This is a genomic window from Flavobacteriales bacterium (assembly GCA_016716605.1).
In the GTDB taxonomy this organism is placed as follows: domain Bacteria; phylum Bacteroidota; class Bacteroidia; order Flavobacteriales_F; family PHOS-HE28; genus PHOS-HE28.
Window position 1 is genome coordinate 104,633 of record JADJWA010000002.1, and the last position, 19,761, is coordinate 124,393.

22 protein-coding genes are annotated in these 19,761 nt (G+C 63.0%); 13 read left to right on the forward strand and 9 right to left on the reverse strand.

Annotated elements, in window-relative coordinates:
- Positions 1–23 precede the first annotated feature (23 nt).
- The 6 genes from IPM12_15415 to IPM12_15440 all read left to right on the forward strand — a co-directional run bounded on the left by IPM12_15415 (position 24) and on the right by IPM12_15440 (position 5,503).
- Complete coding sequence (locus IPM12_15415) at positions 24–707, forward strand: hypothetical protein (protein MBK9149193.1); 684 nt, start codon at positions 24–26, stop codon at positions 705–707.
- The gene (locus tag IPM12_15420) at positions 704–1,189 is read left to right on the forward strand and encodes a hypothetical protein (GenBank protein MBK9149194.1); all 486 of its coding nucleotides are present in this window, start codon (positions 704–706) and stop codon (positions 1,187–1,189) included. The genes IPM12_15415 and IPM12_15420 overlap by 4 nt, the downstream gene beginning before the upstream one ends.
- Positions 1,190–1,308: 119 nt before the next feature.
- Complete coding sequence (locus IPM12_15425) at positions 1,309–1,878, forward strand: ester cyclase (protein ID MBK9149195.1); 570 nt, start codon at positions 1,309–1,311, stop codon at positions 1,876–1,878.
- A gap of 593 nt (positions 1,879–2,471) precedes the next feature.
- Complete coding sequence (locus IPM12_15430) at positions 2,472–3,083, forward strand: hypothetical protein (protein MBK9149196.1); 612 nt, start codon at positions 2,472–2,474, stop codon at positions 3,081–3,083.
- Positions 3,084–3,456: 373 nt separating this feature from the next.
- Positions 3,457–4,317, forward strand: a complete 861-nt coding sequence (locus tag IPM12_15435) for a T9SS type A sorting domain-containing protein (protein ID MBK9149197.1) — start codon at positions 3,457–3,459, stop codon at positions 4,315–4,317.
- Between the two features lie 172 nt (positions 4,318–4,489).
- A complete protein-coding gene (locus tag IPM12_15440) occupies positions 4,490–5,503 on the forward strand; it encodes a serine protease (protein MBK9149198.1) in 1,014 nt (337 codons plus the stop codon).
- A gap of 227 nt (positions 5,504–5,730) precedes the next feature.
- On the opposite strand, the gene IPM12_15445 is transcribed toward IPM12_15440, so the two are convergent.
- From IPM12_15445 to IPM12_15465, 5 genes are all read right to left on the reverse strand, one after another.
- Positions 5,731–6,537 (reverse strand): universal stress protein, encoded by an 807-nt coding sequence (locus tag IPM12_15445; GenBank protein ID MBK9149199.1) that lies wholly within the window; start codon positions 6,535–6,537, stop codon positions 5,731–5,733.
- A gap of 24 nt (positions 6,538–6,561) precedes the next feature.
- On the reverse strand, positions 6,562–7,197 hold the full coding sequence (locus IPM12_15450) for an NAD(P)H-dependent oxidoreductase (GenBank protein MBK9149200.1): 636 nt from the start codon (positions 7,195–7,197) through the stop codon (positions 6,562–6,564).
- A 71-nt stretch (positions 7,198–7,268) separates the two neighbouring features.
- Entirely contained in the window at positions 7,269–8,264 is a 996-nt protein-coding gene (locus IPM12_15455; GenBank protein ID MBK9149201.1) for a Na/Pi cotransporter family protein, read from the reverse strand.
- 325 nt (positions 8,265–8,589) lie between these two features.
- Complete coding sequence (locus tag IPM12_15460) at positions 8,590–9,117, reverse strand: hypothetical protein (protein ID MBK9149202.1); 528 nt, start codon at positions 9,115–9,117, stop codon at positions 8,590–8,592.
- 445 nt (positions 9,118–9,562) lie between these two features.
- On the reverse strand, positions 9,563–10,123 hold the full coding sequence (locus IPM12_15465) for a hypothetical protein (protein ID MBK9149203.1): 561 nt from the start codon (positions 10,121–10,123) through the stop codon (positions 9,563–9,565).
- A gap of 416 nt (positions 10,124–10,539) precedes the next feature.
- Here IPM12_15465 and IPM12_15470 point away from each other — a divergent pair, with 416 nt between their 5' ends.
- The 3 genes from IPM12_15470 (at position 10,540) to IPM12_15480 (ending at position 13,694) form a co-directional block, all read left to right on the forward strand.
- Positions 10,540–11,532, forward strand: coding sequence for an OmpA family protein (locus tag IPM12_15470; protein ID MBK9149204.1), 993 nt, complete (start codon positions 10,540–10,542; stop codon positions 11,530–11,532).
- 412 nt (positions 11,533–11,944) lie between these two features.
- Complete coding sequence (locus IPM12_15475) at positions 11,945–12,931, forward strand: hypothetical protein (protein ID MBK9149205.1); 987 nt, start codon at positions 11,945–11,947, stop codon at positions 12,929–12,931.
- Positions 12,932–12,935: 4 nt separating this feature from the next.
- Positions 12,936–13,694 (forward strand): T9SS type A sorting domain-containing protein, encoded by a 759-nt coding sequence (locus IPM12_15480; protein ID MBK9149206.1) that lies wholly within the window; start codon positions 12,936–12,938, stop codon positions 13,692–13,694.
- A gap of 292 nt (positions 13,695–13,986) precedes the next feature.
- On the opposite strand, the gene IPM12_15485 is transcribed toward IPM12_15480, so the two are convergent.
- Complete coding sequence (locus IPM12_15485; GenBank protein ID MBK9149207.1) at positions 13,987–14,433, reverse strand: GNAT family N-acetyltransferase; 447 nt, start codon at positions 14,431–14,433, stop codon at positions 13,987–13,989.
- A gap of 438 nt (positions 14,434–14,871) precedes the next feature.
- Between IPM12_15485 and IPM12_15490 the strand changes: the two genes are divergently transcribed.
- Positions 14,872–15,282 carry a hypothetical protein gene (locus tag IPM12_15490; protein ID MBK9149208.1) on the forward strand — a complete coding sequence of 137 codons (411 nt, stop codon included), beginning with the start codon at positions 14,872–14,874 and terminating at the stop codon, positions 15,280–15,282.
- On the forward strand, positions 15,279–15,632 hold the full coding sequence (locus tag IPM12_15495) for a cupin domain-containing protein (GenBank protein ID MBK9149209.1): 354 nt from the start codon (positions 15,279–15,281) through the stop codon (positions 15,630–15,632). The genes IPM12_15490 and IPM12_15495 overlap by 4 nt, the downstream gene beginning before the upstream one ends.
- A 229-nt stretch (positions 15,633–15,861) precedes the next feature.
- Here IPM12_15495 and IPM12_15500 read toward each other — a convergent pair whose 3' ends face one another.
- Entirely contained in the window at positions 15,862–16,233 is a 372-nt protein-coding gene (locus IPM12_15500) for a hypothetical protein (GenBank protein ID MBK9149210.1), read from the reverse strand.
- A 315-nt stretch (positions 16,234–16,548) separates the two neighbouring features.
- On the opposite strand from IPM12_15500, the gene IPM12_15505 reads away from it, so the two are divergent.
- Both IPM12_15505 and IPM12_15510 read left to right on the forward strand, forming a co-directional pair.
- The gene (locus tag IPM12_15505) at positions 16,549–16,878 is read left to right on the forward strand and encodes a nucleotidyltransferase domain-containing protein (protein ID MBK9149211.1); all 330 of its coding nucleotides are present in this window, start codon (positions 16,549–16,551) and stop codon (positions 16,876–16,878) included.
- On the forward strand, positions 16,850–17,188 hold the full coding sequence (locus tag IPM12_15510) for a DUF86 domain-containing protein (protein ID MBK9149212.1): 339 nt from the start codon (positions 16,850–16,852) through the stop codon (positions 17,186–17,188). The genes IPM12_15505 and IPM12_15510 overlap by 29 nt, the downstream gene beginning before the upstream one ends.
- Positions 17,189–17,472: 284 nt before the next feature.
- Here IPM12_15510 and IPM12_15515 read toward each other — a convergent pair whose 3' ends face one another.
- Both IPM12_15515 and IPM12_15520 read right to left on the reverse strand, forming a co-directional pair.
- On the reverse strand, positions 17,473–17,913 hold the full coding sequence (locus IPM12_15515) for a hypothetical protein (protein ID MBK9149213.1): 441 nt from the start codon (positions 17,911–17,913) through the stop codon (positions 17,473–17,475).
- Between the two features lie 92 nt (positions 17,914–18,005).
- Entirely contained in the window at positions 18,006–19,640 is a 1,635-nt protein-coding gene (locus IPM12_15520) for a PKD domain-containing protein (GenBank protein MBK9149214.1), read from the reverse strand.
- Positions 19,641–19,761: the final 121 nt, after the last annotated feature.

Sequence of the window (19,761 nt, forward strand, 5' to 3'; positions counted from 1 at the left end):
CTGAGAAAAGTGTACCGACCGGCATGCGCAAGCTTCTTCCGCTCTTCCTGTCATTGACCTTGCCGAACGCGGGGCTTGTTGCGCAGCAGAACGACTGCACCGTCGTCCCCCCCTCCTTCTCCGCGCACATCTCGCGGACGCTCACCGACAGCACCGGGATGTTCGCGCGCGATTTCCCGCCCGTGGCGCCGCTCTCGTGCGAACTGCTCGGCATGCTGCAGGAGGAACTGAAGGACGACAGCGCGAGCTACTGCTTCGATCGCCTATCCCGGAAATACTGGAGCGAGGACCCGCATGCCAGACGGACGCATGCCTACATCCGCCGGCACCTGAGCTTCCCGCTGGCCATGGCCGCCACCGCGCACTGGTTCGCCGACACGCGCATAGACGGACTGCGCGAACTGCAGGAGTACCGGCGGATGCGTCCATTGATGTGCACCACCAAGGAAGGCGCGGCGAAACTGGGGATGCAGGACCGTGCTGCGGTGCGTTACCTGGTGCAGGTGATGGAGACCACGCCGATGCACATCAACGGAAGCGAGAACGCTGCCATCCATTCCGTCTATCTGCGCGAGGCGATGCTCACGCTCGACCTCTTCACCGGGAAGTACCACATGACCGAGCCTGAAGGTGATATGCGCCTGCATCGCAGCGAAGCCGGCGTGCAGCAAGCCATCGCCGACTGGCGGAACTGGCTGAACGAATGAGACCGCTCCTGACCATCCTCCTGCTCCTGCCGTGCGTTGCCCTGGCCCAGGACACGGGTCGCTTCGCACGGGCCTTGCGCAGCGAACGCGCGCTCGACCGCTGGATGAAGGGGGAATTGCACCGCCATCGCAAGGGGCACCCCGTCACCACGCCTTCCACCACCTACATCGCACACCACCAGACCTTCGACAGCCTTGCGGCCTTCCTTCGCCGCCAACCGGGCGTGGTCGATGCCGAGTGGGACCGTTGCATCGCCAAGCTCGACCTCTGGCCCGGGCATAGCACCATCGGCCTGCGCGTGATCATCGATGGCTCCGAGCACGAGCGCTGTTACGGCGCGCAGGAAGGGATCCCCGGTGCGATCAACCTGTTCGGCGGGCGCATGCAAGCACGCAGGAACCGGGAGCACCTGAAGCTGGAGATGATCCGGGACTGCCCGGGCTTCGTGGAGGAGCAGCGGAAGCACTGCGCCGGCCGCTGAGCACCGCGCAACGCCGCAACCAGCCATGGCGTCCTTGGCCATCGGCCTAGCACCGTGGGTCGATTTGCCGGTTCCAGCGTGAATTCTAGCTTGCGGCTCCAAACCCAAACCTCCCACCCATGCGCAACCAGTTGATCCTTGCATCCGCCCCCTTGGCCATCGGCCTACTGCTCGCCTCCTGCGACGGAGGCGGCCACGACCACGCCGCCGCCGAGCACGCGGCCATGATGAAGGCCGATAGCACCGCCAAGGCCGAAACGGCCGCCAGGGAGGCGGGCGTGCGCGCCATTTTCGAATCCATGAACACCGGCAACCTCGACAACATCGGCGACCTGGTCGCCGAGAACTTCGTGGATCATCAGCAGGACCCTTCCATCACCACCACCGGCATCCAAGGCCTCAAGGACATGGTGGGCCTGTTGCGCGGCGCCTATCCGGACTATCACCAGGACATCGTTTCCATGAGCACCACCGGCGATATGTCCTTCGTTCACTTCCGCATGAAAGGCACGAACACCGGACCCTGGGGCGAAATGCCCGCCACTGGGAAGACCATGGATGTGATGGGCGTGGACGTGATCCGCTTCGAGAACGGCAAGGCCGTTGAGCATTGGGGCTACATGGAAGAGATGAAGATGATGACCCAGCTGGGCCTGATGCCGGAGCCGGGCGCGGAGGAGAAGAAGTGAACCGAACAACGACCTGAAGGAACGGCGGGGCAGTGCTCCGCCGTCCCTCTTTCGAGCGCGTGCGTCGCTTTGCCCGCCCGTGATGGCGCGTCCCTCGCATTGCATGAGCAAGGCGGTCCGTGGGCACAGGGCAGCCCATGCCGTGCGCGATCGCGATCTTGGCGGGTATGAAGTCCACGAGGCACGAGGCATGAGCAGGCCGACCGCGACGCACGGCGACATGCGCTGAAGAATGACATCTTCAGAAAAAGGCCATGAGCACCGGAGCCACCCCATCTGCCGCGGACAAGCCTGGCGTCCGCGACAGCGGTGAATGGCTTTAACTCAAGGGCCCCAAGAGGCATCCAGCGGCATCCCTCTCCGCTTCACCCGCAACAGACTGTCCCGTGCGGCATGCAAGGCCTCTTCTTCGGTGGCGCCTCGTCCCGGTCGGTTCTGGAAGGGTTCATGCCGGTTGGTTGAAGGTCGGGATCATCAGGCAGCTGGCACAGCCATCCCGAGCGTTTCACAAGGCACCTGACCAGGGGGAGTTTACAAGCCCGCAGCCCGAACACGCAAAGACCCTAACCTTGAATGCGCTCAACACCGCCACGATGAACAGGATAGGGCTCTACCAGAACATCTCCGTAAGCATCACCCTCGCCACCGTGCTCAGCGTGCTGGCCAAGCTGGCCATGCAGCATCACGAGAGTGGCCATACCTGGTTCGAAACCGGAGTGAGTGCATCGTCCCTCTATGTGATCCTGATGGGCGTGTTCATGATCTTCTTCCGGGGCAAGATGATGCACGACGATGATGAATTCTTTGCTTCCGTCGACCGTGGGGATTTCAAGGCTTCGGCGAAAGCAAAGCGCACCCTGAAGGCGGGCTTGATCCTGGGCTATATCTCCTGGCTCTGCTGGGCCCCCGCTATCTACTTCCTGGAGGACCCGTATGTCATGAGCTGGTGCATGCTCGCCGCCTTGGTGGCCAGCACAGCGTGGCTAATAACCGATATCCTGTCTCGGAAACCCGCCAAGGACGACACACCTGAAGCCATGAAACGTTGGTGGTGGGTGGCGGTGAACCTGGGCTATGCCGCACCCTTGGTCTGCATGCTGCTCCACCTCGAATCAGCGCCTTACATGGCGGCAGTGCTCCTCGCACTGCTCATCCTCGATTGGCTCTTCCTCGATTCATTGCTGCCCGGCCCTGCGGCCGACTAGCCTGGTGGGCAGGGCACACTAGTGGCCTAGCCTCCCGCAGGCTCTCCCGACCTCGGGGACCCTGCGCTGCATCCTTCTCGCGGCAAGCATGCGCAGCTGGGCCAGTTCGGCTTCCAGCTTGCTGATCCGTTCGCCGCGCTCGAGTTTCTCGCGTTGGTGCGCTTCACATGAACACGAGCAGCGCACGAGCGTGGACGCTCGCTCGCAATGGGGCGGGTTCGGGGGCATCCGCATGGATGCACGGTCCGCACGCTACCCTTGATCGCCCACTGTCGACCGTTCCTCAACGCGCGAAGGTGAACGGTTGGATGTGTGACGGCAGCGCGCACAAGAGCACCGGTCGTGCGCATAGGTTCGCAACAAAAACAGCAACATGCGCAAGCTGCCCATCGCACTCCTCCTTTTGTCGCTGACCACGAACGCGCAGAATGTGATCCACCCGTTGTGGGGATCGATCTTCGCAGATGGTCAATTCAGTGCCGGTGAATGGGACCAGGCCCCAACGGTGGACGTGCCAGCAGGCGGCGGCGACCTGAGCCAGGTCGCCTTCGCAGTGGATGGATGGGGCTTGTTCCTTGGTTTCATGGGCCATCTGGAGAGCAACCAGCTGTTCCCGGAAGTGCTGTTGGACATCGATCACGATCGCACACCGGCTTGGAGCGGCGATGATCGCTGGTACCATGTCTCAGCGACCAGTTGCCACCACCAAGGAGCCTATGGGGTGTACGACGATTGTTCGCCCCTGCCGAACAACTGGTCGGCCCATCCGAACATCAGCCCAGGTCCGCCCATGACCGATATGGTGGAGATCGCCATTCCCTGGTGGTACCTCCTGGGGATAACCCCGCAGCCCGGCGATACCATCGGCATCGCGGTGGTGCTCACCAACACGGCCACCAGTTGGAACATGTGGCCGGCCGGTGCGTCGCGGCTGGCTCCCTCTTCCTGGGGTCACCTTGTCTTCCCCGGTGCGTCCGCTATCGCGGAAGGTCCTTCCCTCCGCGATGTGACCGTCTGGCCCAACCCGGTGGTTGATCGGCTCGCCATCGAAACGCGAGCGCAAGGACCGATGGACATCACCCTGTTCGATGCGCAAGGCCGCACGGTGCATCACCAGAGGTCGGTCGGCACGGGCTCGCCGCGGATCCGCATGGACCATGTGCAAGCGGGCACCTACCTCCTGCGCCTGCAGAACGGTGCCGACACCTGCGTGAAACTGGTGCAGAAGCTCTAACACCGGGCCTCCGCATCACAGCCGAACCATCCCCCGCACTGGCGCGGGAGTCTCGGCCCGCGCAGATTCTCCCGTCTTCTGGGCCTTGCGTGCCATGGCCCCGGATTGCCAGCGCGCTCCGGGCAGGGTACGCAAGGCCCGGTGCCTTGCTTAGGTTTGAACACAGCGAGGCATGGCATACGGTAGGATCACGGCAACGGTCTTGTTCGCGGGCTTGCTTGCGCCCAACGCGCAAGCGCAAGACCACGGCAGCACCATTTACGCGCGCGTGAGCGGCGCGGTGGCCTGGGTGGAGAGCATAAGCACGGATAGCCTGCACCGGTACCGGGGCAGCGGTGTGGTGCTGAAGGACCAGGGCCTGCTGGTGACCAATTTCCATGTGTACAAGAGCGGTGGCACGCTTACCGCGCGGCTTGGCAACACGCCGCTGCACTTGGGCAACATCCTTTGTGCGGACAAGGCGCGCGATGTGCTGGTGGTGAATGTGCTGGGCACCACGCCGAAGGCGGCATGGGATGCGGTGCCCGCACTGCCCATCGTATACAGCCATGCGCTGCGCCCGGGCATGGACGCCTATGCGTTGGGCAATCCGCGCGGTGTGGAACTCACCATCAGCTACGGTCTGGTGAGCGGCCTGCGACCGAACAGGCAGGACACCGCGCAGAAGCTCATCCAGTTCAGCGCACCGGTGAGCGAAGGCAACAGTGGTGGCGCGCTGGTGGATGCGCGCGGCGCGCTCATCGGCATACCCACGGTGTGGTTCAGCGATGGTGGCGGGCAGGCCCTCAATTTCGCCATACCCATGGAGCGCGTGGAGGATGCAACCGTGGAAGCACGCAACGACCTGCCCGCGCCCGATGCCCGCTGGCTGCGCACCTGGCGGCGCTGGCGCATGGGCGAGTGCGCCACCGTGCTGGATACGCTGGGCCTGATCGCGGCGGAGAACGGCCCCAACAGCATCACCGCCTTTTACCTGATGGCGCGTTGCATCCAGCGCAGCGGCGACCTGAAGACCGCGCGCACCGCTTACGAGAGCCTACTGGCCAGCGACCCCACGCATGCTTACGCCACCTGGCGCTTGGGCGAAGTGCTCCACGCAGCAGGTGACAAGCTGGCCGGCATGGAACAGCACGTGCGCGCCGTGCGGCTGGATGACAACCTGCGCGAGGGACCACCGCCCTATTAGAGGGCATCTCAAAATACTAGGCCGCAGCAGGGTCTTCGACAACCTGCGCTTGCACCCAGTGACAACTATCCTGGTGCATGGTACCCAGCGCCCCCCACCGCCTCTACCTTCAACACCTACCGCCTGCCAAAGGCAGAATGCTTCGCGGATACGAAGCAGGGCCTAATGCTGCACGATACCCAACTCATGGCAAAAGGCCACGGAGCCACACGCAGCCGCGAGGCGGATCAATGCTGAAGCACCAGCAAGGGCACACTGGCATGCATCGCCAGGTGCTTTGCCACGCTACCGTGGAAGAGAGACTCCAGGAAACCCACGTGCCGATGGAGCACCGCTACCAGGTCCATATTCTCTCGTTCGGCCACCTCGCTCAAGGCCAGTGCTACATCATTCCCTTCCACGGAGGTGAACATGTGTGCGACCCCTGCAAAGGTCTCTTCGTAGTCTGCCATTACCCGTGCATCCGGTACATCGGTCTCCTTGCGCACAACATGCGCAATGGTGATGCTCGCGGTTGAACGGCGTGCCAGTTGCACCAGCGGGCGCAGAGCGAACGGCTCCACGCGCACATGGTCGTCGGCCAGCAGGACATGCCGCAAGCCCTTGTAGCTGGCCTCTTTGGGTACGATGAGCACCGGAACGAGACTGGTTCTTGCCACGGCGCTAGCACTACTACCGAACACTGCGCTCCCCGCAGCCCCTTGCGTGCCCATAACGATCATGTCCACGCCGCTCTCCTCACACACAGACCGGAGACTTGAGGTGAGCACCCCATAGATGGCCTGCGTGTTCACGACTACATGGGTTCCCCCCTTCGATTTCCGCAAGCGCTCGGTGAAGTGTGCCAGGCCCTCCACAGCAGCGGCATACTGCGCACTGCTCATATCTACCATCGCCGCATAGCCTGGTAAAGGGTCCAGATAGGTATGCACCAAGGTGTAAGCAGTGCTGTCGCTGCCGAACAGCTCGAATGCATACGCACATGCATTCAATGATCCTTCGCTGAAGTCGGTAGGAAGCAGGATATGCATCATGGCAGTGTGCTGTTCGTTACGGAGCTACTTGGTCGGGTGGCCTTGGTCGATGACCGATGTCAACGTGCGCCGATCACCCAGGTTAAGTCGTACATCCGCGATGCCCTTGACCAGTGCGGCGATCCACTTCGCGCGCTTGGCAGGATCGGCATACCTCATCCTATCCAAGCGCGTCACCTTCACGGGGCTTATCCCGCAGAAGTCGAGAACGGCACGCTTCACGGTGTTGAGGTCGCTGTTGCGGTACTGCCACCAGGCCCAGATCGCAGGGGCATCGCATGTGGTGATGATGTGGGCCGAGCGGCCTTTGAGCAGCTTGTCCCAGAAGGGGTCGTTGGTGTGGTAGTGGTAGGCAAAGCCCTCGTACAAGGTGCGGTCCAGAAAGCCCTTGAACAGTGCGGGCACGGAACCCCACCACATGGGATAAACGATGACCCAGTGCTGGCACCACAGGATGCTCTGTTGCGCTTGCACCAGGTCCGGCTCCAATTCCTGGATCACCTTGTGTCCCTTCCAAAGAATGGGGTCGAAGTGCATGTCGCCCAGCCGTTGGATCCGTACTTCGTGTCCCTTGGCGCGGGCACCTTCGAAATAGGCATCGGCCAAGTGGCCATTGAAGCTGTCCTTGTCAGGATGGGCGAGCAGGACGTAGATGCGCATGCGCGAAGTTCCTGTCAGGTGGCGCTGTGGCGCATGAGGTGCGTCAGTTGAGCGCGTGTTGCGGTTGTTCCTTACACCAGTGCCTCTTCCAGAGCGGTTGGCTCAGCTGCCACGCGTTCAGGCAACCACGCATCGAACCAACGTGCGATGAGCGTCGTGAACGGAAGGAAGAGCAATACCCCGAGCATGTTGAAGAGCATGTGCGCATTGGCGATGCTGCGGGCCACATCGGCGTTGCCGCTGATCCACACCACCAGCGCGGTGAAGGGATGCACCAGCAGGATGCCGATCATGATGCTGACGAGGTTGAAACCAAGGTGGAAGAGGCCCACCTTGATCGCTTGGCGGCGACAGCGTACGGTGGCCAGGAGCGTATCCGAGCAGGTACCCAGTTCGGCGCCGAGCATTACGGCGATACCGGCCGGAAGGGAGAGGATACCCTTCGTTGCCAGCGTGATCGCCATGGCCACGGTGGCACTTGAGCTCTGAATGACCAGGGTGATGAGCCCACCAACCGCGGCGCCCTTGAGCGGATGTTCCAGACCATGCAGCCATGCGATGAACCGTGGATGTTCCTTCAACGGTTCCACCGCGTAGCCCATGAGGAATAGGCCGGTGAAGAGAAGGCCGAAGGCGAAGATGGCCGCACCGATCCGTTTCCAGTTCGCTCCCCTTCCGAAGTGCTCAAGCACCAGGCCCAGGAGCAATGGTACCGCGCTCCACTCCCCGATATCGAATGCGATGATCTGGCTGCTGAGCGTGGTACCGATGTTCGCACCCATCACCACACCGAGCGCATTGCGGAAAGTCATCATGCCGCTGTTCACCAGCACGATGGTGAGGATGATCACCGCCGAGGAACTGTCCAGCAACATGGTGACCACGGTTCCAACGAGCAATGCACTGAGCACGTGCGTGGTGTAGCGCTTCAGCCAGGCATGGAGTACGCCACCGGCCATGCTTTCCAATGTCCCGCTGAGGCGGTCCACGGCGTGCAGGAAAACCGCCAGGCCAGTGAGCACCAGCAACACGATGCGCAGCAAATGCACCTCACCGCCGACTTCCATGCACCAAAGCACAGCGCCCAAGGTTCGCTGTGCGTTAAATGCCCCATGATAATTGTCAACGTTGGAAGCGCGGCGATTTGAACACGCGCAGGGTCTTCCGCTAGCGCTCCGCAGGGTGCCTTGCCATTTCTAGTTTTGAGCAGCCCCGCGACCCCACCATCGCCCCGTCCTTCAACACCTACCGCCTGCCAACCGCACGCTGCTTCGCGGATAAGAGCAGGTGATAGACCCCAACTGCGCGCAGGCCCGCCGGTGGTGGTATCCAACAACGTGCCCTCGACAGGGCCTTCGTGCCGCGCCGGCGTGTTGGTGAAGGCGGCAGCGGCTACTGCGGGATCATCAGGTTCCACACCAACAGGACGAACCAGAGGCCCAAGGCCAGAATGAGGAGTTGGCCGGCTTGCCGCATATAGCGGTGCTTGGCATGGGCGATGCGGGCGCTGATGTGCACCTGATGCAGCAGCCCGGGCAAGGGGTCCTCGTTCTCGGAGGCCAGGAAACGCTCCTGGAATTCCGCCTGGCCCATGGAAGCGATGTCGCCGAAGAACGTAATGCCCGGCTGGCCGGTGCGCTTGGTGCGGGGCAGCAGGGCCACCATGGCCAAGAGGATGGAGCAGACCGTGGCCAGCAGCATGAGGATGGTGCCGGTAACGGCCAGCTCGCCCCAAGGTGAGGGCAAGGCGCGCAGGCGCACCTGGCTGGTGAAGGTGAGCGCCGCGGCCAGCAGCGTGTTGGCACCGAAGAGGGCCCGGATCTTCTCATCGGCCGCACGGATATGCAGGCCGATGCGTTCCAGGGTCCGTTCCGCCTGGCGTACCTCTTCAGACCGGCCAGTAGGGGCGCTTGTGATCATCGCGCAAGTGTAGCGGGGCGCTTCGCTGGCCAGGTTTCTGGTATGTGTCCACCGATCTAACAGTACAATACGGCGTGCTGCGGCACCGGCTGCGTTGCCTTCAAACACGCGCAGGGTCTCCCGCATCCCGTGGCCTTGCGAGGGACGGTGGCCCTGGCTCAATCATGGCCTCTACCTTCAACACCTACCGCCCGCCAAAGGCAGGCTGCTTCGCGGATAGGAGAAGGTGATGGTCCTGGCTGAGTCGCAGGGTCTTGAAGCCGAAGCCCCTGCGGAGGTCTAAAGGAGAGCTGGCCCAAGGTGCGCGACTGGAAGACCTTCAACGCGTGGTTCAGCTACCACGTGGGCAGCATGGCGTGGGACTTGATGCCGGAGCTGCCACTGGAGCATGACGATGACTGAAGGCCAAGCTGAAGGTGATCGTGAAGCTACCCTGCGCCTTCGGCTACGAACGTTGATGCCGGTAATACGCCAGGAAGCCCAGTCCGATCCCGGCTAGTGCGAGCGCATAGCCCAGTGCGACCGAAACGAAGGAGGCCCGGGCGCTGATGCAGAACAGCACCAGGCCGCCGCACCAGAGCAGCAGGTGCGGCGTGCGGACCGGATGCGCGGCCGGGAAGGGCCTGCCCAGAAGCGGTGCGAAGCGCGCGCGGTCCAGGTACAGCAGGGCGAGGTTCATCAGGAAGAAGAAGCCCAGGACATAGGGTGTGCCGCGCCAGTGAAGGCTGATGGTGACGGCAATCATGTTCACGAGCATGGGCACCAGCATTACGGCGCCGAGGGTGCGCAGCAGGAGCGTGAAGAGCAGGAAACCGATCACCGCCTCGCTGTACGCAATGAACACCGCATAGGTCCCGAGGCCGTACTCGGCAAGTTCCTCCTCCAGCCATACCGGACCCATCACGCCCGGAAAAGCGTGCTGCGCGAACACTTTGCTCATGCCGCCCCCGATGAAGAGAACGCCGAGCCCAAGGCTCAAGGCATGGCCAAGGCGACGCTGCCACATGCCACAAGATCGGCTTTTGTGCGGTAATGCCTTCGCAGGCCGTCACGCAGTGGACCCTGAACCTCCGGGGGTCTCCCGCAGGGGACCCTGCGCGCCCACCGAACCGCAGGGTCCCCTCCTTCGTCGGGAGACCCTGCGGAGGTAAGAGGTCACGGCGGGAGGAACCGTGAACAGCGAACTAGGCCTGGACCACTGCTACAGCCACCCGGACATTGATTGAAAGACCATTGCATTGGCGTTGGTGGTGGCCGAGTGAAGTGGTGGATGAGTCCTTTGGCGCAAGTCGTTGTCTTCGCAAACAACCTGTCAGATTGAGTCCAGGTGAGATCCAGGTTAACCTTCATCACTTCGACGCGTCGGCAGTTGATGTTCCGGGCCAACACGCCTAGCTTCGATGCGAACCCCATCCTATGCACATGGAACGGATCACCACACTGGCGCTCTTCGTCGCCGCGATCGCCGCAACGGACCTCAACGCGCAAACCAGCGGTAAGATGGATTTCACCCCCGGCGACCGGGTGATCTTCTTCGACAGCCTGAAGAACGAGCAGGTCGGTGAATTCCCCTCCAAGTGGGACCTGGTGAAGGGCTCGATGGAAGTGACCGAGTTCGAAGGCGCACCGGCCATCGCATGGGCGAGCAACCAGGCGGCGATCAAGCCTTTGATGAAGAGCGCGAGCTATCTGCCCGAATGGTTCACGCTGGAGTTCGAAGCCTACTTCCACTACAAGGGCAACGAAGGTTATTACCTGAAGCTGCAAGGGACACCGGCCATTGAGATCCGGGTGAACATCGATTACATCCAATACAAGGGAGAGAACAGCAGCCGCTCTCAGAAGACCGGACACACGCCCGGCTGGCGTGAAGTGGCGCTCTCCTTCAACAAGCGCGCGCTCAAGATCTACCTGAACGGCGAGCGGCTGGTGAACGTGCCCAACGTGACCGAGCAGCCCAAGTGGATGGAGATAAACGCGCTGAACCACAGCGGGCCGCAGGGCTTCCCCGCCATGATCCGCAACGTGCGCCTGGCCGAAGGCGGCATGCCGCTTTACGACCGCTTGATCACCGATGGGCGCTTCGCCACGTATGGGATCACCTTCGACGTGAACAAGACGGAGATCAAGCCCGCAAGCCAACCGGTGCTCGATGAGATCGCCGCCATGCTGAAGGCACATCCCGAGCTGCGCGTTTCCGTTGAAGGGCACACTGATGGCGATGGCGCCGACGATGCCAACATGAAGCTCTCGCAGGGCCGGGCCGCTGCGGTGAAGGCGGAGCTGGTGAAGGCCGGTGTCGCCGCCGATCGCCTCGAAGCAAGGGGCTGGGGTGAAACGAAACCCGTGGCCGGCAACGACACCCCCGAGGACAAGGCGCGCAACCGGCGCGTTGAAGTGGTGCAGTTGAAGTGAGAACTTCGTCGTGGCTGGCGCTCCGCTACCGCTCCTTCACCCACCGCGCCGCCCGAGGGAATACCCCATCGCCATCAAGGACAACGGTGTAAAGGCCAGGCACCAAGCCAGCGACGTCGATTACTGCCTCCGCAGGCCCTCACGCAGTGGACCCTGCGGTCCCAGGCCAACCGCCACCCTGCTGCCGCGAGTTTGCAACTCGTGGCTACACGCAATTGGAATATTCGAACCGCAGCAGCGCCTCCCGTCCACGGAATCCTATGCCGCGCTGTGTGCCAGCCGCAACTGCATGCGGCCGAAGGTGCAAGCACGCGCGTCGACGGACCTGATCCATGAAGCTGGACCGCCCGCCCGGCCTTCCTCGCCTTCTCGGTACTTTTCCGCACCTTCGGTCATCCCACCCTACCCTGCCATGCGCACCATTCTCATCCTGTTCGCCACTGCCGCTGCGCTCAGCGCGCACGCCACCATCCACCGCGTGAACAACACCGGCATCGCGGTGCCCTTCACCACCTTGCAGGCCGCGCACGATGCGGCGGCCAATGGCGATACCCTCCATGTGGAGCCCAGCGGCAGCAGCTATGGTGCATGCACCTTCATCAAGCCCTTGGTGGTCATCGGGCCGGGCTACTTCCTGAATTTCAACACCGGCCTTCAGGCCACGGCGGCCACGGCCATCACCGGCGGGTTGGTCTTTCAGGCGGGGAGCGAAGGTGCCGTGGTGAGCGGCCTGGACGTGCAGGGCGCCACAAGCGTGCGGGCGAGCTTCGTGCGGATCGAGCGTTGCCGATTCTCGGCTGGCGGGGCGGACCTGTCGATCGCCTATCCGGTGGGCTCACTGGACCTCACCGGCATCGTGGTGAACGGCTGCCACGTGGCGAATGGCTTCGTGGTGGGCTACAGCGGAACCACCATCAATGATCTGACGATCAGCAACACGATCGCGCGCACGTTCAACTTCGCAACGGGGGGCAGCACGTCCGGCGAGTTGATCAACTGCATCGGGCTGGGCAGCGGCACCACCGCGCTCTTCGGCGGCAGCGGCATGTCCATCAGCAACTGCGTATTCGGGCCCTTCGTCACGCCGGGCACCTCGGCCTATGCGAACAACATCTTCGCCGCGGACCCCGTGCCGGCCACCAATGGCAACCAGATCAACGTGGACCTGAGCACCGTGTTCGTGGGCGGCACGGGCGATGCGCAATACCAGCTCGCCGCTGCATCGCCCGGCATCGGTGCCGGCACCGGAGGAGCGGATTGCGGCATCTTCGGCGGCATCGAGCCCTACCGGCTCAGCGGCATTCCGCCGGTGCCCAGCATCTTCACGCTGAGCGCGCCCACCAGCACGGACCAGGGAACACCGCTGCAGGTCACCATCAGTTCACGCGCCAACGACTGAGGCCATGGCACGCCTGCTATCCTTCCTTGTGGCTGCGGCTACTGCGGTCACGGCTGCGTCCGCGCAAGAGCTCCAGCGCGGCGAGTACTATTTCGATGTGGATCCCGGCTTCGGCAATGGCACGGCCATCACCTTCACGCAGGCCGCGGAAGTGTCGCTGCCCCTGTCGCTCGATGTGAGCGCACTGGCACCGGGCGGGCATGTGCTCGGGGTGCGCATGATGGATGATGCCGGCCACTGGGGCCTCACCAGCCGCAGGCTCTTCATGGTGCGCAGCATGGCTCCCGGTGGCGACATCGTGCGCGTGGAGTACTTCCTCGATGTGGATCCGGGCTTCGGCAATGCCACTGCGATGGCCACAGCCGCAGCTCCAGAGATCAATGGCCTGCTGCTGAATGTGCTCACCGACGCGCTCGCGGCCGGTCCGCATACGCTCTCGGTGCGTTCGCTGTCCTCCACCGGCGCATGGTCGCTCACGAACTCCATCACATTCGATGTATTCGTGGGCATCGAGGAGCTGGAGCGGCTGGGCATCGCGGCCGGGCCGAATCCGATGGCGGATGAACTGGTGCTTCGGCGCACATCCAGCGGAGCTCGCGTCGCTGTGGACTTGCTGGATGCCCAAGGCCGGTTGCTGCGCAGTGAACTTTGGTCGAGCGATCGCCTTGTCCTTTCGACCGGCGATCTGTCCGCAGGAAGCTACCTGCTGCTGCTGCGGATGGAGGGGAGGGATCCCCTTGTGCTGAAGCTGGTGAAGCCCTGAGAGCGTTAGCCTCCGCAGGGACTCCCGACGCAGGAGGGGACCCTGCGGCACTGTAAGCGCCCACTCCAGGGTTCCCTACGAGATACTTTGCGGAGGCGTGAACGAGCCGGGCTGATGCTGGCGCACACCAGAGTCTATCTCAAGAAATGATTCTAGCAGCGAGCGAGAGCTAATCCGCGACCAGGCAAGGCACGGGAACCGAGCATGGCCTATAGCTCATTGAAGCTTTCCGCAACGCCGCATGGGAGCGGAAGACCCTCGCGCAGCCCAAAGGGTATTCGTGCGACAGCCTCTAGGTCAGCTGCAATCTCATGCTGATTGTGTCCCCACACCGGGATTCTTCCTTGAACCCGGCTTTCTGGTAGAGTTTCAGCGCCGGGGCATTCGACGCATCCACCGCGAGCGCGACGAACGCCCCCGTGTACGCGAAAGTGCGTCGGCCGAAATCGATCCCTTGCTGAAGCAGGTCCATGCCATGGCCCCTGCCGACCAGGGCCGGATGCAACGCCATGCCGATCCACATGACCTGTTCCACGAAAGTGAACTCGAACAAGCCGACCAATGCGCGCTCATGGCATACGGCGAACCCGGTGCAGCCACCCGGACCTTTCAGCGCACCCATGCCGTCCTGCGCGGTGAAGTAGGGGTCCATGAACAACTGCTTCTCGTGCCCGGTGTACCGCCATGTCGCGATCTCCCTGGCTTGCGCGACCGTGATCGGATGGAAGTCGAGGATCATGCTGTGATGCGGTGCCGCGTACAGGATCACACAATGTACGCCGCAGTGCAGGAGGCGCTCTCCGTGGCAGGCGGTGCAGGCGCCCGCATTCGCGAGCGAGCGTCCACGCTCGTGCTCTGCCTGCCCTGCACCACCGCCGGGCCTCCTGAGGCATGTGGGGAGCCTGCGGCCATGGCGTACTGCAGGGTCCACTGAGAGTGACCACGCGTGCCCTTCGGCCTTCGAAGGGTCTTCCGTGCTCGGGGACCCTGGGTGCCGTGCTATTTGAAGATTTGAGCGGCTTGGCGCCCCCCAATCGCCCCAACCTTCGACACCTACCACTGGCCAAAGGCAGGCTGCTTCGCTGACAAAGGAGAAGCTGATCGTTGAGGGGAGGTGACGATCCTCACGCAATGCCCAGACCATTACGCGGACATTCGTGTCCGATATCTCCTCAACATGAGCGGCAGGCACAACATCGCGTTCGGTTTCCTCTTCATGGGCCTCTTCATGGTCTATGGTTTCCTGCTCATTTACCTGCGCGATTTTTCGCCGGACAAGGAAGCGTGGATCGCGAGCGATGGGAACGGCCCGCACTTCGAAGCACGCCTGGCCCATGTGCACGGCAACCTGTTCGCCTTCCTCAACATCGTGATCGGTTTCCTGCTCCTGCGCAGCGCCATGCCCGCCAAGCAGCACCGCACCATTGCATGGCTGGCGCTCCTGGGCATGTTGATGCCGGTGGGCATCCTGCTGGAGATCTACCTGCATGCCTCGCCCATCTTCGTGCTCCTCGGCGCCGTGCTCATCGTGCTCGCCGTGGTGCTCTTGGGCCTTTACTTCCTGCGTAACAAAGACCCCCTTTCATGAGAACCGTCCTCATTGCTATTGCCATCACCGCCGCCATGCACACCAACGCCCAAGACCCTGCTGCGCGCCTTGCGGACGCCGCCGCCTACGATGCGGCCAAGTTCCAGAACACCTTGGTGCTGAACAACGGGAACGCCAAGGCGATGGTGTTCGCGCTGAAAGCAGGTCAGGATGTTCCGCCGCATTCCTCACCTGCGGATGCGCTCTTCACGGTGCTTGATGGGGAGGCCACCGTGACCATCAAGGACGTGGTGCACCAGGTGGCAGCCGGTGAGTACATCCTGCTACCCATGGGCGTCGATCACCACATCAAAGCGGCGAGCGATATGAAGTTCATGCTGGTGAAGTAGGTCGACCGTGAGGGCTTCTGCGCCCACCACGCGTGTGATCGCGGTCGTGAAGGACCCGCCCCACCGCGCATGTGCGCCTTAAGCCCGCGCAGGCTCTCCTTTCTTATTGGTCCCGGCGTTCCTTTGGAATAACCCGGAGGCGGATGCCGAAAGAGAAGACCACGGATCGCAATTCCGCAGGAGAGGGGGAAGCGGCGGCCCATTGCGCGGTGCGCCTATGCAGCCCCCCTCACCCCTTCATCCTTTCCTTCAGCTCCTCTTCGCTCACGCTCCATTCCCTGCCGGGCCTGCTGCCCTCGATGCGGTAGAAGAAGCAGCCGCGCTCGAAGCTCCACTTGCGCTGCACGATGCGTCGGCGCACCATGGGGCCGAGCTGCACATAGGCGCCGGTGCTGAACGCGGCGTGGGCCAGCATGGCGCGCACGATATCGGCCTGGCTCACATTCCAGTGGATCTGCAGCGGCTCGTTGGGCGGCTTGGCGTGTATGGTGTACACCCAATGAAGCACCGGGTGCGGTGCGCGCCATACGATGGGCCACACGCCCTGTGACCAGGGCACCAGGCCATTCACCGGGCAGGGGGTGCTGGGCAGCGACGGCATTCGCGTCAAAGTCGAGGCCCAGAAAGAACAACGCGGGAGCGGCTGCGCGGCGGCGAGTTTTGAACAGCGGGGCGCTGCGCGCAGGTGCGAACGCACATGTGCCAACCGGCTCAAGGACATCTTGACCCGGGACATCGTTGACACGAACATCGTGTTCAGTTGCGTGGTGGGTTGCAGGCTCTTCTGAGGGCGTTGGTGCGGATCGTGGAAGCGGTGATCCGTGGCAACCAGCCAGGCCTCTGTGCAACGGATCGGTGATCCCAAGGCGCTCTAACGGCTCTCGTTCTGAGCATGCCCGCCCGATACCTTTGTTGCATGCTTGCCGATCTGATCAATGGCCACCGCCAGCAGTTCATAAGCCTGTGCCGCGCACACAAGGTGAAAGAACTCTATGCCTTCGGCTCGGCGGTGGATGGACCTTTCCGCGACGACAGCGACGTGGACCTGCTGGTGGAGGTGCAAGGCGGCGATCCAGTGGAGACCGGCGAACGGCTCTGGTCCTTCTGGGACAGCATGGAAGTGTTCTTCCACCGCAAGGTGGACCTGCTCACACCCTCCTCCTTGCAGAACCCGGTGAAGAAGCGCGCCATCGACCGTTCCAAGCAACTCATCTACGATGGAGCGACTGGAAGGCTGCTATGCTGACATCCTGCGGGCGGTCAAGCTGATCGAGGCCTTCCTGGCACAAGGCCGGATCGATGGGTTCGAGGCATACACCAAGCACGCGATGGTGAAGAGCGCGGTGGAACGGCAGCTGGGCATCATCGGCGAAGCAGTGAACCAGATCCGTAAGCTGGATCCTGTGCATCCGATACCGGAGGCCGATCGCATTGTCCAGTTCCGGAACCGGCTCATCCATTCCTACGACAGCATCGACGACCAATTCGTCTGGCCGATCCTCCAGAAGCATATCCCCGAGCTGAAGAGGATCGTGCTGCGCCGCACAAGCAGTTGATCGCGGAAATGGCCTTGTCTGATACAGCAGTAGGTCACCATCCACCGCTCGCGCATTCGTCGATTCGGCTCGGCATTCTAAGCCTCAGCAGGCATTCCGGCGAGCGCCATCTCTAGGAGGAACCTCCGCAGTGTGACTCGTCCTGAAATGGGTCTGCGCAAAACAGCGACCCGTGGAAGGCAAGTTCAAGCACAACAAGAACGGCAACTTCGGATCGCGGTTCCACAGGAGCAGGACAAGTAGCTGCGGGCAGAAGGAAGCGTTTCGGGAGCCCTAAGCAGGCATCACTTCAGCCACGCCCTATTCCTGCGGAAATACACCAGGAAGCCCGCCGGGATGAAGCAGTAGAAGAACAGCAGCACCGCCATGAAGGACAGATACACGGTCATGAGCCAAAGCAGCATGACGCACACCGTGGCGAGGAGGTGCACGATGTTCGATGCCACGTAGATGCGGAGGCCGAGCCGCCTGCCCAGCAGCATGAAGGCGGCGCCGATCGCGGCCCCTGCGCAGGAGAGGATCACGGCCAGCATCAGGATCTGGAGGGGCACCACGGCGCCGGTGCCCACGCCCCCGTTCTCGATGCCCGTGTACAGCATGCCGGCCTTGAACAGGTTGGTGACGATGAGGAAGATGTTGCCCAGGATGGTGAGCAAGCAGAGCACCGTGAACAGGCGGGGGGCTTGAGGGGGCACGGGATCGAACGTACGGCGATGCGGTTCCATGGCCACGTAGGTGGTTCAACCGAAGCAGGCGATCCGACTCAAGCCTTTGCAGCAGTGACTGCAGACGATGGGATACCGCGATGCTGGCCGGATCACTCCACCACCACGGCGATCCGCTTCGCCGCAGCACCGCTGCCCAGCTCCAGCACATAGCCGCCCGGCGCCAGGGCACGCACATCGAGGGTGAGCGATCCGTTGGAACCGGAGCGCTTGGCCAAGGCCACGCGGCCCATGGCATCGAGCAGCCGCACGTCCGTGCTGGCCGACACCCCGGTAACCGTAATGGTCTCATCGGCTGGTTGCGGATAGACACGCAGGCCCATGGCCACGGCATCGGCTACGCCCACCGTGCCGAAGTACACGGGCGCGCTCGTGCTCTGGCATCCGTTCGCATCGGTGATGGTCACGCTGTAGTTGCCGTTGGCCAACGGAGCCCACTCCTGTTCGATGGCACCGGCGATGAGCTCGCCGTCGAGGTACCACTGGTACGTTGAAGCAGGCGTGGAGCTCATGGTCATGCCCAGGTTCGTCACCACGGGCATGGCAGGCGCATCGAGCACATCGATGGCCACGGTGGTGTCGTGCGCGCAACCGAAGGCGTCGGTGCCGTAAACGGTCCAAGTGAAATCGCTCGGCGGCCAGGCGCTGATGGCATCGCCGGTATTGCCGCTGATGAAGAGGTTCGGGCTCCACTGGTAGTTGAGCGCGCCCACCGCGCTGAGCGCTGCGGTATCGCCGGGGCACAGGGTACTGTCCACAGCCGAGGCGATCACCGTGGGCAGCTCATGCACGGTCACCGTCACCGCATCGTCGTCCTGGCAGCCGTTGGCATCGGTGACCACCACGGTATAGGTGGTGGTCTCGGTGACGGTGACCACCGGGTTCGTGATGGCGGGGTTGCTCAACCCGGTGCTGGGCGACCATTGGTAGCTGCTCCCTCCGGAGGCTTGCAGCTGCCCGGTCTGCCCGATGCACACATCCTCGTCCGGCCCGGCCGAGGCATTGGGCGGGGCGTGCACGAGGATGTAATCGCTCAGCTGCAGCTCATCGGGGCCGTTGGCGGTCACCACGCTCAGCACCACATCGAAGCTCCCGGGGTTGGGGTACAGCACCAGCGGATCCGGCTCGGTGCTCGTGGTGGGCACGCCGCCCTCGAAGTACCACACGTAGCTGCTCGGCGATCCTAGGCTGGCGTCGGTGAATTGCACCGAACCACCGGGGCAGAAGCTCACATCGCTGGCGGTGAAGCTGGCGGCGTGCGCATCGTACTCCAGGGTGAGCCCGCTCACCACCGGGTCGTTGAAGGAGGAGCAGCCCACGCCCGGATAGCACGAATCCTGCACGCGCACGCGACCGGTGACCGAGCCTGCGCCGGTGGCGATCGCGTTGGTGAGGTTGGCGTTCGAGATGTTAGCCGTGCGGCTGAAGGTGACGCACTCCGTTACGTTGCCGGTCTCGTAATAGACCTGCGTCCACGCATCCGCGCCGGTCTCCAGTTCGATCCAGATCTTGCTGCTTCCGCCGAAGACCTGCTGCCAGCAAGCCAGCCAGCCGAAATCGAGCGAGGCGCCGCCGCCCGTGGGCGCGGTCGTGTTCGGGAAGGTGAACTCCACCCAGCTGTTGAGCTGCGAGCCTTGGATGTTCGGCAGCGTCTGCGAATACGGGATCTGCGCGCTGGCATGCACGCAGGTGAAGAGGAAGAGGATGGCGGTGATGAGGTGGCGCATGGGGGCTGTGGCTTGGTGCGGCGAAATAACGCAATCGCTTCCGGCGACCTCTCAGAACTGCCACTCAACACCGCCAATCGGAGCCGTCACTCCGGATCGCCACTCGGAGCGGTTTGTTCAT